General features: G+C 69.2%; 14 protein-coding genes. 12 read left to right on the top strand and 2 right to left on the bottom strand.

Going from position 1 to position 12091, the window contains the following annotated elements:
* Positions 1–24 precede the first annotated feature (24 nt).
* From B9Y70_RS04020 to B9Y70_RS03980, 9 genes are all read left to right on the top strand, one after another.
* Entirely contained in the window at positions 25–660 is a 636-nt protein-coding gene (locus tag B9Y70_RS04020; protein WP_085548974.1) for an alpha-ketoglutarate-dependent dioxygenase AlkB family protein, read from the top strand.
* 157 nt (positions 661–817) lie between these two features.
* Positions 818–1915, top strand: coding sequence for a hypothetical protein (locus tag B9Y70_RS04015; protein ID WP_085548973.1), 1098 nt, complete (start codon positions 818–820; stop codon positions 1913–1915).
* Positions 1916–1940: 25 nt separating this feature from the next.
* Positions 1941–2654, top strand: coding sequence for an SDR family NAD(P)-dependent oxidoreductase (locus B9Y70_RS04010; RefSeq protein WP_085548972.1), 714 nt, complete (start codon positions 1941–1943; stop codon positions 2652–2654).
* 10 nt (positions 2655–2664) lie between these two features.
* Entirely contained in the window at positions 2665–3297 is a 633-nt protein-coding gene (locus tag B9Y70_RS04005; protein ID WP_085548971.1) for a LysE family translocator, read from the top strand.
* 11 nt (positions 3298–3308) lie between these two features.
* Positions 3309–3602 carry an RNA-binding S4 domain-containing protein gene (locus B9Y70_RS04000; protein WP_085548970.1) on the top strand — a complete coding sequence of 98 codons (294 nt, stop codon included), beginning with the start codon at positions 3309–3311 and terminating at the stop codon, positions 3600–3602.
* Entirely contained in the window at positions 3603–4412 is an 810-nt protein-coding gene (locus B9Y70_RS03995; RefSeq protein WP_085548969.1) for a VOC family protein, read from the top strand. It abuts the gene before it with no gap.
* A complete protein-coding gene (locus tag B9Y70_RS03990; protein WP_085548968.1) occupies positions 4402–4680 on the top strand; it encodes an MGMT family protein in 279 nt (92 codons plus the stop codon). The genes B9Y70_RS03995 and B9Y70_RS03990 overlap by 11 nt, the downstream gene beginning before the upstream one ends.
* On the top strand, positions 4677–5717 hold the full coding sequence (locus B9Y70_RS03985) for an NAD(P)-dependent alcohol dehydrogenase (protein WP_085548967.1): 1041 nt from the start codon (positions 4677–4679) through the stop codon (positions 5715–5717). The genes B9Y70_RS03990 and B9Y70_RS03985 overlap by 4 nt, the downstream gene beginning before the upstream one ends.
* Positions 5717–6757 (top strand): YihY/virulence factor BrkB family protein, encoded by a 1041-nt coding sequence (locus B9Y70_RS03980; RefSeq protein ID WP_085548966.1) that lies wholly within the window; start codon positions 5717–5719, stop codon positions 6755–6757. Before B9Y70_RS03985 ends, B9Y70_RS03980 begins: the two co-directional genes overlap by 1 nt.
* Positions 6758–6848: 91 nt before the next feature.
* On the opposite strand, the gene B9Y70_RS03975 is transcribed toward B9Y70_RS03980, so the two are convergent.
* Complete coding sequence (locus B9Y70_RS03975) at positions 6849–7754, bottom strand: alpha/beta hydrolase (RefSeq protein WP_085548965.1); 906 nt, start codon at positions 7752–7754, stop codon at positions 6849–6851.
* A gap of 91 nt (positions 7755–7845) precedes the next feature.
* Between B9Y70_RS03975 and B9Y70_RS03970 the strand changes: the two genes are divergently transcribed.
* On the top strand, positions 7846–8466 hold the full coding sequence (locus B9Y70_RS03970) for a CG0192 family protein (RefSeq protein ID WP_085548964.1): 621 nt from the start codon (positions 7846–7848) through the stop codon (positions 8464–8466).
* 90 nt (positions 8467–8556) lie between these two features.
* Here the strand turns inward: B9Y70_RS03970 and B9Y70_RS03965 are convergent, their stop codons facing one another.
* A complete protein-coding gene (locus B9Y70_RS03965) occupies positions 8557–10497 on the bottom strand; it encodes a M13 family metallopeptidase (protein ID WP_085548963.1) in 1941 nt (646 codons plus the stop codon).
* A gap of 44 nt (positions 10498–10541) precedes the next feature.
* Between B9Y70_RS03965 and B9Y70_RS03960 the strand changes: the two genes are divergently transcribed.
* Both B9Y70_RS03960 and B9Y70_RS03955 read left to right on the top strand, forming a co-directional pair.
* Positions 10542–11147 carry a hypothetical protein gene (locus B9Y70_RS03960; RefSeq protein ID WP_085548962.1) on the top strand — a complete coding sequence of 202 codons (606 nt, stop codon included), beginning with the start codon at positions 10542–10544 and terminating at the stop codon, positions 11145–11147.
* Positions 11144–12007, top strand: a complete 864-nt coding sequence (locus B9Y70_RS03955; protein ID WP_085548961.1) for a PrsW family intramembrane metalloprotease — start codon at positions 11144–11146, stop codon at positions 12005–12007. The genes B9Y70_RS03960 and B9Y70_RS03955 overlap by 4 nt, the downstream gene beginning before the upstream one ends.
* Positions 12008–12091 lie beyond the last annotated feature (84 nt).

The following is a 12091-nucleotide window of genomic DNA, read 5'->3' as shown; positions in this document are numbered from 1 at the left end:
CGTGCCATTGTCCCAGGAGGTCCGGTGCTTTTCGACGTCCCCCGCCCCGCCGCCCGCATCCGCGCCGGCGTGGCCCACGTGCCCGGGTTCCTGGACGTGTCGGCGCAGGCGGAGCTGGTGTCGCAGGCCCGGGAGCTGGCCCGACGGGGGCGGATGGATCGCCCGGTCGTCGGATCGGGGCAGATGAGCGTGTTCATCCTCTCCGTCGGCCGCGAGTGGCGCACGCGGCCGTACCGGTATGTGCCCTCTGAACTGGCGCTTCCCGAACAATGGATCGCTCTGGGCCGTTCCGCTCTGGCCACGGCGGCCCGGGTGGCTCCCGAGCTTGCCGACGATCTCTTCCGCCCCGAGGCCGCCCTGGTCAACTACTACCCGCCCGGATCGTCCATGGGCCTGCACGTCGACGCCAACGAGGAATCCTCCGCGCCGGTGGTGTCCCTGTCCATCGGGGACGAGGCCCTCTTCCGCATCGGTCACACCGAGGGCCGCACCCGCCCCTGGGACGACGTCACGCTCATGTCCGGGGACCTCATCGTCTTCGGCGGTCCGGCGCGCCGGGCGTACCACGGGGTCCCCGCGGTGCGTCCGGGGACCGCGCCTGTGGGATGCGGGATCAAAGAGGGGCGGCTGAACATCACCCTCCGGCAGGTGGACCGCTGAGGCGGGGCTGCAAACGCTGACGTACATACAAGACGCGAACAGGGAAAATGCACGGAATTGAACATGGTTCAGTCCAGTTCTTGCAGACCGGGAACCTCCGGCCCCTTGCAGCAGTCCAATAGCGGTGACATCATCCACGATCACCGAAGGGGATAACGTGCAGTACCGGGGGACAGACATCGATCAGCTCATCGCCGAGGGGAACGGCAGACTGGTCATCAAGGACGGGGGATCGATCGACAACCGGGGGCTCACAGTCCCCACGCGGCTCACGGAGGTCAGGCTGAAGGCGGCGGCGCACCTCAACCTGCCGCCCGAACACCCGGCCGTCATGGCGGAGGTGCGCAGGCACTATCACCAGCTCTCGCCGGAGCATGTTGTCGCGGGGAACACGATCCGCCCCGCCGCCCTGGTCGCCTACACCGCGCGGGATCATCCCCGGCGGTTGCACTACGCGGCCGGTGCCGCCTCCCGGGCGATCGCCCACCTCATCGAGCGGCCCCAGGCGACAGCCTCCCGGTTCAGTGCGGCGGCGCTGCTCGGGATCGGTGATTTCGCGGACGCGGCCGATACTGCGCTCCTCGGTCCCTACAGCCGGCACCTCGCGGGCAGTGTGCTGGAGCCGTCGGTGCGTCGGAAAGCGCGCGACCTCCCGTCCTGGACGCTCCACCTCGGCGAGCACGAGCTACAGGTCACCCCGCCCATGCTCACGCTGGCGCACTGCCTGCGGGCGGTCCTCAACGGCGAGCACGCCTGGCGTACCCCGCGGGGCCTGCCCCACGCCGACGCGACGATCCGGGCGGTCCAGCTCCTCGACCGTTATCGCCGGGAGTTCCGGCTCAGTGAGAAACACCTGGCCACGGGTCTGCGCGGGCTCATCAACCACCGCACTCTCCACCGGCTGCTCCGCCTGTCCGACGGAGGGTCCGATTCCCCACCCGAGAGCCTCATGCGGCTCATCGTCCGGCACGCGGCCCCGGAGCTCGAGTGGCGGTCCCAGGTGCCCGTCCACGCGGCCGACGGCACGCTGCTCACGGTGCTCGATCTCGCCGCGATCACACGGCGCCACTACCTCTACTACGACGGCGATCATCATCTGGACCGGGAGCAACGTGACGAGGACTCGCTCATCACGGCGCAGCTGCATGCGTCCGGGTGGACGGGGATCCGTGTCACCGCGGGGATGCTCGAGGGTGTTCACATGTTGAACGCGCATCTCAGGGTCCTAGTCACCCCCGAATCCCGCGCCGCGTGACCCCGCCCGCTCCTACACTGGCCCCATGACCAAGAAGATTGCTGTTATCACCGGTGGTGGCTCCGGAATCGGTGCCGCCGCTGCCGTTGCCCTGGCCGAGGACGGTTACCACGTGGTGGTGGCCGGGCGGCGCGTCGAGAAGCTGGAGGAGGTCGCCGCGCGCACGGGCGGCACCGCGATCCGGCTGGACGTGACCGACGACGCGTCCGTCGAGAAGTTCGCCGCACAGGTCCGGGAGCTCGGCAACGTCGACGTGCTGGTGAACAACGCCGGCGGCGCGCACGGCCTGGACACTCTCCGCGAGGCGAACCTCGAGGACTGGCAGGTCATGTACGACACGAATGTGCTCGGCGTCGTCCGTGTCACGAAGGCCCTGCTCCCGCTCATCGACGCCGCCGAGGGGCTCATCATCAACATCGGGTCCATGGCCTCCTTCACCGCCTACCCGGGCGGTTCCGGCTACAACGCCGCCAAGTTCGGCCTCCGCGCGCTGACCCGCGCGTTCCGCATGGAGGAGGTCTCCAACCCGATCCGCATCACCGAGATCGACCCGGGGCGTGTGGCCACCGACTTCTCCCTCGTGCGCTTCAAGGGTGATGCCGCCAAGGCCGACGCCGTCTACGCCGACAAGCTCAACCTCACCGCCGAGGACATCGCGGAGGCGATCCGCTGGGTGGCGTCGCTGCCGAAGCACATGAACATCGACACCATGAACATCATGCCGCGGGACCAGGCGTAGTCTCCCCCGGGTGACCTTCACCACCCTGGCCTCCCTGCTCGTGGTGTGGGCTGCGGCGCTCGCCTCGCCGGGCCCGGACCTCGTGCAGATCATCCGTGTCGGATCCCGCTCCCGCGCAGCGGGGATCTGGTGTGCGCTGGGCATCATGCTGGGCAACACACTGTGGGTCACCGCCTCGTTGCTGGGGATGTCCGCCCTGGTCACCACGTATCCGCAGATCCTCGCCGCGCTGCAGCTGGCCGGCGGGGCCTACCTCCTGTGGATGGGGTTCGGGGCGGTGCGTTCGGGTCTCGCCGCCCGCCGTCCGGGTACCCGCGCACCGTCCGCGGTACCGCCCGCGCCGGACCTGAGCCCGGCCCGCGCCCTGCGCCTCGGGGTGACGACGAATCTCGCCAACCCGAAGGCCCTGCTCTTCTTCGGTGCCGTGTTCGCCCAGTTCGTGCGCCCCGACATGGGGGTCGGTTGGGCGGTGGCCGTCGGGGTGCTCCTCGTGGCCACCGGTGTCGCCTGGTTCACCGGCTTCGCCCTGGCGGTGCGTGCGATGGCAGCGCGGATCGCCCGGAACTCGGTCCTCATCGACATCGTCACCGGCCTGGTGTTCATCGCGCTGGGCGTGTTCATGGTGATCTCGGCGGCGGGCTAGACTAGGCCACCATGCACGCCCATGAGGTCGCGATCCGCGACGAGACGATCAAGCTCGGCCAGTTCATCAAGCTCGCCAGCCTGGTGGCCACCGGCGGTGAGGCCAAGGAGGTCATCGCCGCCGGTGAGGTCACGGTCAACGGCGAGCCCGACACCCGTCGCGGGCGCACGCTGCGCCACGGTGATGTCGTGTGTGTCGCGGGCACCTGCGCGCGTGTGACGGCGGCAGCCGAGGACGAGGACGACTACTTCGACGAGGCCACCGCCGACGATGATTTCGATCCCGAGAAGTGGAGAAACCTCTAGATGCCCGCATTCGAGGCCGTCGGCGGCATGCCGTACTGGATTGACCTGACCACCTCCGACGTGCGGAAGTCCGCGCACTTCTACTCCCAGCTCCTCGGCTGGGAGATCGAGGGCGAGACCTACCGCATGGCCCGCGTCCAGGGTCTGCCGGTCGCCGGGTTCATCCCGCAGCCGGAGGAGGGCGGCGCCTTCCCGGACACGTGGATCACCTACTTCCTCGCCGACGACATCGACGGCCAGGTCCAGCAGGTGGAGCGCCTCGGCGGCCGCGTGCTGGTGCAGCCGACCGAGGTGGGCATCGGCCGGATGGCCGTGCTTGTCGACGCCGCCGGCGCCCTCTTCGGCATCGTCGAACCGGGCGGCGAGGACGCGTTCATCGCCGCCGGTGAGCCGGGCACCCCGGTGTGGCACGAGCTCACCGCCACCGCCGGTTTCGACGAGGCCGTCGACTTCTACCACGGCCTGCTCGACTGGGAGCTCGTCTCCATGGAGGCCAGCGAGGAGCTGACCTACACCACCGCCGTCGTCGACGGTGCGCCGTTCGCGGGCATCTGGAAGGCGGAGGGTGTGTTCCCGCCGCAGGTCCCCAGCTTCTGGCAGTCCTACCTCGGTGTCGTCTCCATCGACGAGGCCGTCAAGAAGGTGCCGGAGCTCGGCGGCGAGGTCATCACCGAGCCGTGGGACTCCGAGTTCGGCCGCCTGTGCCGTATCGCGGACTCCACCGGCGCCGTCGTGGTGCTGTGCGAGGTCGAGGAGTACGTGGAGCAGGACATCCGCGAGTCCGACCCGCTCGAGGGCGTTGATCTCTGAGAGGGTGGCGGCGGTCCTCGCGATCGTCGATAAGCTCGGTCACGGTGAGGTGACCACCTACGGTGACGTCGCCGCAGAGGCGGGCACCGGCCCGCGTCAGGTGGGCCGCATCATGGCGGAGTACGGGCACCTGACCGCCTGGTGGCGGGTCGTGCGGGCGGACGGGTCCTCGCACGATCCGGCCCGGTCGGTCCCGTACTGGGACGCGGAGGGGATCGAGCACAACGGGCGGGCCGTGCGCTGGTCCGACTACTCTCGGAAGGCATGAGTACCGTTCGCGCCTGGGGCACCCCGGGCTTCGCCCAGCCCCTGGAGCCGGTGACCATCGAACGCCGGGAGCTGCGGGCCGATGATGTCCGCATCCGTATCGAGTTCGCCGGCATCTGCCACTCGGACATCCACACCATGCGCGGCGACTGGGGCGAGCGCGCGTATCCGCTGGTCCCGGGGCATGAGATCGTCGGCATCGTCGACGCCGTCGGCGCGGAGGTCACCACCTTCCGGGTCGGCGAGCGCGTCGGCGTGGGCTGCTTCGTCGACTCGTGCGGCACCTGCCACCCGTGCGAACTGGGGGAGATCTCCTACTGCGAGGAAGGCCCGACGGTCACCTACGGCGGCCTCGACCGGGCGACGGGCGAGGTGACGCAGGGCGGGTACTCGCAGGAGATCGTCGTGCGGGAGGCCTTCGTCGTGCGCATCCCGGAGGGGCTCGACCCGGCGGCCGCCGCCCCGCTGCTGTGCGCGGGCATCACCACGTACTCGCCGCTGCGGCACTGGGGCGTGGGCCCCGGCACGCGGGTCGGCATCATCGGCATGGGCGGCCTCGGGCACGTCGGCGTGAAGATCGCCGCCGCGATGGGTGCGGAGGTCACCGTCTTCTCCCACTCGACGGCCAAGCGCGACGACGCCCTGCGCTTCGGCGCCGTCCGCCACATCTCCACCGCCGACGGCCTGCCCGAGGAACTGCACCGGCACTTCGACCTGCTGCTCAACACCGTCTCCGTCGACCTCGACACCGCCGCCTGCCTGGAACTGCTGCGTTTCGACGGCGCCCTCGTCCAGCTCGGACTTCCCGGCGCCCCGCTCGCCGCGCCGGTCCGCATGTTCACGCAGGCGCGCCGCTCGCTGAGCGGCTCCCTCGTCGGCGGCATCCGCGAAACCCAGGAGATGCTGGACTTCTGCGCCGCCCACGGCATCACCGCCGACATCGAGCTTATCGACGCCCCCTTCATCAACGAGGCCTACGACCGCACCATCGCCTCCGACGTCCGCTACCGCTTCGTCATCGACGCCGCCACCTTCTGATGAGCACCCCGCTGAGCTCCCGACCCCGCCTGTCCTCCCGCGGCTGGCGCTACGTCATCGGCCGGGTCCTGCGGGAGTTCTGGCTCGGCGGCGGCACCGACCTGGCGGCCAAACTCACCTTCTTCACCGTCCTCTCCTTCGCCCCGACCATCCTGGCCGTGTACTCTCTGGCCACCGTCGTGCTGGCCAACAACGCCGAACTCGTCGAGGACCTCACCGGGGACTTCATCGCCGGTTACATCCCCGGTGAGTACCAGGACACGGTGCGCGACATCATCGACATGGTCATCGGCTCGCAGACCGGTGGTGTCGTCGGCGTCATCGTCGGTGTGGCCATCGCCCTGTGGTCGGCGTCCGCCTACGTGCGCGCCTTCTCCCGCACGGCGAACACCGTCTACGACCAGATCGAGGGACGCTCCCTCATCCGCCTGTGGGGAACCATGTTCCTGCTGACGTTCGCGCTGCTCATCGGCATCGTCACCATCCTCGTCTCCGTGATGCTCAACGAGACGGTCGTCAACGCCACCCTCGGGCCCATCGCCGAGCCCCTCGGCCAGGGCGGCGCCCTCGAGTTCCTCCTCGGGGCGTTCCTGCCCGTGTGGCGGTGGGTGAAGTGGCCGGTCATCTTCGGCATGGCCGCCATGCTCATCGCCGTGCTCTACTACTTCACCCCCAACGTGAAGCAGGCGCGCTTCCGCTGGCTGAGCATCGGCGCCTTCGTCGCCCTCGTCGGCCTGGCCCTGGTGAGCGGCGGATTCTGGCTCTACCTCTCCTACTTCTCCTCGCTGAGCTCCTACGGCGCGATCGGTACGATCCTGGCCCTCATGTTCGCCCTGTGGGGTGCCAACATGATGCTCGTCCTGGGCATGAAGGTCGACGCCGAGGTCGAACGCGCCCGCCAGCTCAAGGAGGGTCTGGAGTCCGAACGGGAGATCCAGCTCCCGCCGCGCGCCACCCGCCAGGTGGAGAAGCACGAGGCGATGCGGGAGAAGATGGAGTCCCGCGGCCGGGACCTGCGGGCACGGTACCTGGCGGACTAGCGCGGGGCGGGCAGCTGCCCTATCACCCCGACTGAGGGCATATCACCATCACCGTTTCGCGGGTGACGGTGAGGGTATGAGTGCAGCCGACCTAGGACCGGGCGCGCAGGAAGTCGGCCACGTCGGCGATCTTCTGCCGCGCCACCTCCGGGGTGGACACGCGGTGGCGCGAGACGTACTCGCGGACCTCGTGGTCCCCGGTCTCCGGGCGGGTGGCGATCTCATCCTGCAGGGCGACCTGCACGAGGGTGGGCGGCCAGTTCTCCGGGGCGGGCACGGACTGGTCGGCGCGGATCTCGTCGGGGAGGCCGGCGACGCTGCCGAGGTCCGGGAAGGTGAGCACGAGGGCGTCGAAAAGCGAGGCGTTCATCGCCGCCAGCGCCGCACCGGAGGAGTACCCCCAGCCCGTGATCGAGCAGGCGTTGTGGTGCTTGGCGTAGCCGACGGCCTGGCGCACCAGGGCGTTCATCTCGGCGACGGTGCTCTGTGGGGCGAGCGGGTAGTCGAGGTCGAGGATGACCGTGCCGGAACGCTGCGCCGCAGCCGCCACCTCCGGACGCCACGACATCTCCAGCGCGTTGCCCGAGCCCCGCCACCAGCCGCCGGAGTGGAAACTGATGGCCCACGCGCCGGTCGGCTCGGAGGGGGTGAAGAGGCGGCCGCCGACCTCCGGGACCTCGGAGACCTCGATGCCCTCGGCCCACACGACACCCGGCATGGAGTGGTCGAGGCCGGAACCGAGCATGAGCATCGCGGCATGCGTGGTGCGGTCGGGCAGGCGGGCGATGTAGTTGTCCGCCGGATCCGGGTCCCCGTCCCCGCCCTTCCACGGCGGGGTGAAGTCGGGCAGCTCGTAATGCGCGTCGATGTAGGAGTACAGCTGCTCCAGCTGCTCCTCCGCGGGCATCTCCCGGTCGACGCCGCCGACCTGGAACTCGGCGCGGAACTTCTCTTCCTGCAACTCTTCGGGTGTCTTCTCTGTGTTGTCAGCGGTCATGGGGGCCAGCCTAGTGCGCGGAGCCTCCCGCGTGGCGGCGTTCGGTACTACGCTGGTGACAAGAGCTTATCGAGACAAGAGGAGCCCCACCGTGAGCGGCGAAGCACTGATCTACGACGCAGAACTCAACCCGACGAAGGATGACATCGCGGCTCGTTACGCGGGCATCGTCACCCTCCTGGGCAGCTACCGCCTGGTGGACCCGGAGGAGGAGGTCGGCATCGAGATCCTCATCGGCACGGACCTCGACGGCCGCGGGGTGCAGCTCCCGCTGACCTACCGCTCCGGCGAGCTCGACCCCGAACACACGCTCGTCGAGATGGACCACAGCGTGCTCGGTCGCCGCTGGGTGTCCAACGCCCTGGGTGATCCGGTGGCCGTGAAGCAGCTCATCCGGACCATCCTCGAGGGCGACGACGGCGCGACCCGGTCCGACGGTGTCCCCGCCGCCCTCGACATCCGCGGTTCGGGCAAGGAGGAGAAGGTCGAGATCACCGACCTGGTGCTCACCGAGGTGACCCGTCAGCGGGCGGTCGGTTACGCGATGTTCGACGGCCGGCAGCGCAATTTCCAGCTCATCGTCCCGCACCTGCTGCGCCGCCTCAACCTCACCGGCGTCGACGCCAACACCGCCCGCCTGCACCTGGTGGGGTGGCTGCCGTCCATGCCGGAGAAGCAGCGCGTGTGCGCGGAGCTCAGCGTCCGCGACTAGGGGTGCTGCAACTTCTTTCCTGAACGGCGTTCAATTTCTGCATTTGCGCTGTTCAGGAGATGTATCTATGTCAGCTTCTGCAGGGCGGGCCTACCAGATGGTCACCCGCTCCTCGGGGCGGATCCACATGCCGGAATCCTCGGTGACCTCGGGGAACGCCTCGTAGAACTCGTCGATGTTGGCGGCGATGACGTTGCAGCGGAACTCGGCGGGGGAGTGGGGGTCGATCGCCAGGTACTGCTGCGCCTGCTCGGGGCGGATGGCGGTGCGCCACACCCGCGCCCAGGACAGGAAGAGGCGCTGGAGCCCGGTGAACTCGCGGCCCGCGAGATCCGGGTCGGCGTCCTCGGCCTCGAAGACGGCGACGGGGGAGGAGTCGAAGTCGAGGCCGCGATCGGCGAGGTAGCGTCGGTAAGCGATGACCGCGATGCCGAGTCCGCCCAGGTCACCGATGTTCTCGCCGAGGGTGAACTCGCCGTTGACGCCCTCGGACTCGATGCCGGCGTCGCGCAGCACGGAGGGGATGAGGCCGGTGAACTGGCCGACGAGCTTGTCGGTGAGCTCGGTGAATGCCTGGCGGTCGGCGTCGGTCCACCAGGAGCGCAGGTTGCCCTGGCCGTCGTACTGAGAGCCCTGGTCATCGAAGCCGTGGCCGATCTCGTGGCCGATGACGGCACCGATGGCGCCGAAGTTCTCGGCGGCGTCCATGTCGGGGGAGTAGAAGGGGGCGCGGAGGATGGCGGCGGGGAAGGTGATGTCGTTGACCACCGGGTTGTAGAACGCGTTGACGGTCTGCGGGGTGGAGAACCACTCGTCACGATCCGCCGGCTTCCCGATCTTGTTCAGCTCGTAGTCCTGCAGGAACGCCGAGGCCTGGCGCACATTGTCCAGCAGGGAGGCTCCGTCGGCGGAGAAATCGAGGCCCTCGTAGGAACGCCATACGTCCGGGTAGCCGATCTTCGCCTTGAACTGGTCGAGCTTCTCCAGCGCGCGCTCGCGGGTCTCGGCGGTCATCCACGGCAGCTGCGAGATGCGCTCGCGGTAGGCCTCGACGAGGTAGTCGACGAGCTCGAGCATCTCGGCCTTGGAGGACTCCGGGAAGTGCTTCTCGACGAAGATGCGGCCCACCTCCTGCCCGACGAGGGACTCCACCAGGCCGACGCCGCGCTTCCAACGGTCACGCTGCTGCGTCGCACCGGAGAGCAGGGTGCCGTAGAACTCGAAGTTCTTCGCCCCGACCTCCTCCGGCAGGACCCCCGCGCGGGAGCGGAGGATGTGCCACGTGGCCCACAGCTGCCAGTCGGCGAGGCGGTCGTCGGTGAGCAGGCCGGCGAGGTGGGTGACGTAGGAGGGCATCATCGACACGAGGCGCTGCGCGGGCAGGCCGGTGCCGGTAAGCAGGCTGCGGATCACGGCGGGCAGGGAGTCGAACTCGGTCGGGTTGTAGGTCTTCACCGCGTCGCGGGTGGCCACCACGTCCCAGTGGCCGGCGGCGATCTCGGTCTCCAGGGCGACGATGCGCTCGGTGGCGATCTCCGGGGTGAGCCCGAAGAGGCGGGCCGGGTCGAGGAAGCGCAGCATGTCGGCGACGTGACGTCGATAAGCTGCGACGACGGTGGCGTGCTGCGGCTCGCGGTAGTACGCCTCGTCGGGCAGGCCGAGGCCGGACTGGATGAGGTAGGCGACGGCGTCCTCGGAGTCGGAGTCCTTCTCCACCCAGAAGGTGAGGGGCGCGGCGACGCCGAGACGCTCCAGCTCACCGAGGCGGGCGGCGAAGCTCGCGGCGTCGCGGACGCTGAGCAGGTCGAGGTCGGCGTCGAGCGGGGCCATGCCCGCGGCGTTGACCCCCGCGACGTCCATGAAGGAGCGGAACAGGGTGCCGGCGCGGCCGGTGTCGGCCTCGACGATGTCGCGGACGTCGGCCTCCGCGTCATCACGCAGCTTGTGGAAGGTCCCGTCGACCCCGCGGTCCTCCGGAATCACGTGGGTGGCGAGCCAGGGGCCGTTGACGTAGGCGTAGAGGTCATTCATGTTCCCAACTCTAGGTGAGACGCGGGGCATTAGTCTTGGGTCTCATGACCCAGTATCGCCTGCAACCCACCGCCGACCGGAGGTGGTGGCTCACGCTGTTCGGTGTGACCGCCGTCGTGCTCGCCCTCCCGGCCCTCCTGCTTCCCGTCGTGCCGGTGCGGACGGTCTCCGACCGGGTCGTCCTCGGTTCGCAGGAGGGGTGGAACATCCCGCTCGACATGTCGTGCCGCCCGTCCACCGACGCGCTCATGGAGGGCTGGCGCTGCGGCGACGTCCTCGCGCAGACGATGAACGTCGAGGGCGGGACAGACCCGGAGCGCACCCTGCGCCGCATGATGCGGGCCATGGCATTCGTGCCCCCGCCGGCGGACGCGGAGATCCTCCGGGAGGGCCCGGCCCGCATGATCATCGACGACTCCACCCGCTCCGTCGGCATGTCGCTCGAGGGCAGCGGGGAGAACGAGGGGCTGACCATGGTCGTCGTCCTCACCGGCCCGGGCGGGCAGGTCGCGCCCATGGCGGACACGGTGTGGCAGGAGTACACCGGTCGGGAGCTGCCGGAGATCGTGCGGGAGGCCATCCAGGCCCCGTCGTACGGTGGCGGCGGGGGCCTGCGCATTCCCTTCGAACCCCAGGTGGTGCCGGCATGAGCAGGCTGTTCCGCGCGTCCCTCATCGCGCTGACCGTCATCGGTGTCCCGGTGCTGCTGTACTTCATGGGCACCAACTTCCTCATCTCCTGGGTCGGGGCGCTGCTGGGTGTCGGCCTCGGCGCCCTCTACCTGGTGCTGGTGCTGTGGCTGTTCAGCCGCTCCCCGATGTGGCCGGGGCGCGACGGCGCCGGTTGGAAGTGGGTGGCCGGCTCGCTGCTGTGGGGCGGGGGAGTGAGCTTCGCGCTGGTCATGATCGGCGGCCTGCCCATCATGGCCCTCACCGAGAGGCTCGGCTGGAAGATCGTGTCCGCGTCCTTCGGTGGGGCCTACCCGGAGGAGATCTCCAAGGTGCTCGGCGTGGGCGTCATCCTCTTCGCGTTCCGCGGGCTCAACCGCCCGTGGCACGGGCTCATGACGGGCGCGCTCATCGGCCTCGGCTTCGAGGTGACGGAGAACATCATGTACGGCGCGTTCGGGGCACTGCTCGACCCGAACACGGACCTGTCCGGCAGCCTCGACGTGTGGGGTGTGCGCGTGTTCGCGGGCCCGGGTCTGCACATCGTCTTCTCCGCGCTGGCGGGGTGGGGGTTGGGCCTGGCGGTGTTCGTGGCCGGGCGCTCGCGGGCGTGGCGGTTCGGGGTGGCCGGGTGGTGGTTGTTCGTCGCGTTCGCGCTCCACTTCGCGTGGAACCTCCTGTGGCCGCGGGAGGCGTGGCTCATCGCCAACTATCTGGTTGTCTCCGCCGTGATGTATCCGCTGGTCATCGTCGTGTGGGTGCGGGCGCACCAGATGGCGAAGGCGGACACCTCCTACGCCTATTCGCCGGCCCCGGTGACCACCGTGCAGACTGTGGCATAGTTCACACTCGCGCTGTTACCTATTGCGCGACAGGCTTTCTCGGTGTTTTCTGTAGATCGACAGACAGAAAGAGCGAGGAGGCAC

The sequence above is a fragment of the Corynebacterium pollutisoli genome, assembly GCF_900177745.1.
Taxonomy (GTDB): domain Bacteria; phylum Actinomycetota; class Actinomycetes; order Mycobacteriales; family Mycobacteriaceae; genus Corynebacterium; species Corynebacterium pollutisoli.
Note: the sequence above shows the minus strand (reverse complement) of the source record. Positions and strands in the feature narration are given on the sequence as shown.

Coding starts and splice junctions, on each gene's coding strand:
- B9Y70_RS04010 (WP_085548972.1), top strand. CDS start 1,941: ATGACCAAGAAGATTGCTGTTATCACCGGTGGTGGCTCCGGAATCGGT.
- B9Y70_RS04000 (WP_085548970.1), top strand. CDS start 3,309: ATGCACGCCCATGAGGTCGCGATCCGCGACGAGACGATCAAGCTCGGC.
- B9Y70_RS03995 (WP_085548969.1), top strand. CDS start 3,603: ATGCCCGCATTCGAGGCCGTCGGCGGCATGCCGTACTGGATTGACCTG.
- B9Y70_RS03985 (WP_085548967.1), top strand. CDS start 4,677: ATGAGTACCGTTCGCGCCTGGGGCACCCCGGGCTTCGCCCAGCCCCTG.
- B9Y70_RS03980 (WP_085548966.1), top strand. CDS start 5,717: ATGAGCACCCCGCTGAGCTCCCGACCCCGCCTGTCCTCCCGCGGCTGG.
- B9Y70_RS03975 (WP_085548965.1), bottom strand. CDS start 7,754: ATGACCGCTGACAACACAGAGAAGACACCCGAAGAGTTGCAGGAAGAG.
- B9Y70_RS03965 (WP_085548963.1), bottom strand. CDS start 10,497: ATGAATGACCTCTACGCCTACGTCAACGGCCCCTGGCTCGCCACCCAC.
- B9Y70_RS03960 (WP_085548962.1), top strand. CDS start 10,542: ATGACCCAGTATCGCCTGCAACCCACCGCCGACCGGAGGTGGTGGCTC.
- B9Y70_RS03955 (WP_085548961.1), top strand. CDS start 11,144: ATGAGCAGGCTGTTCCGCGCGTCCCTCATCGCGCTGACCGTCATCGGT.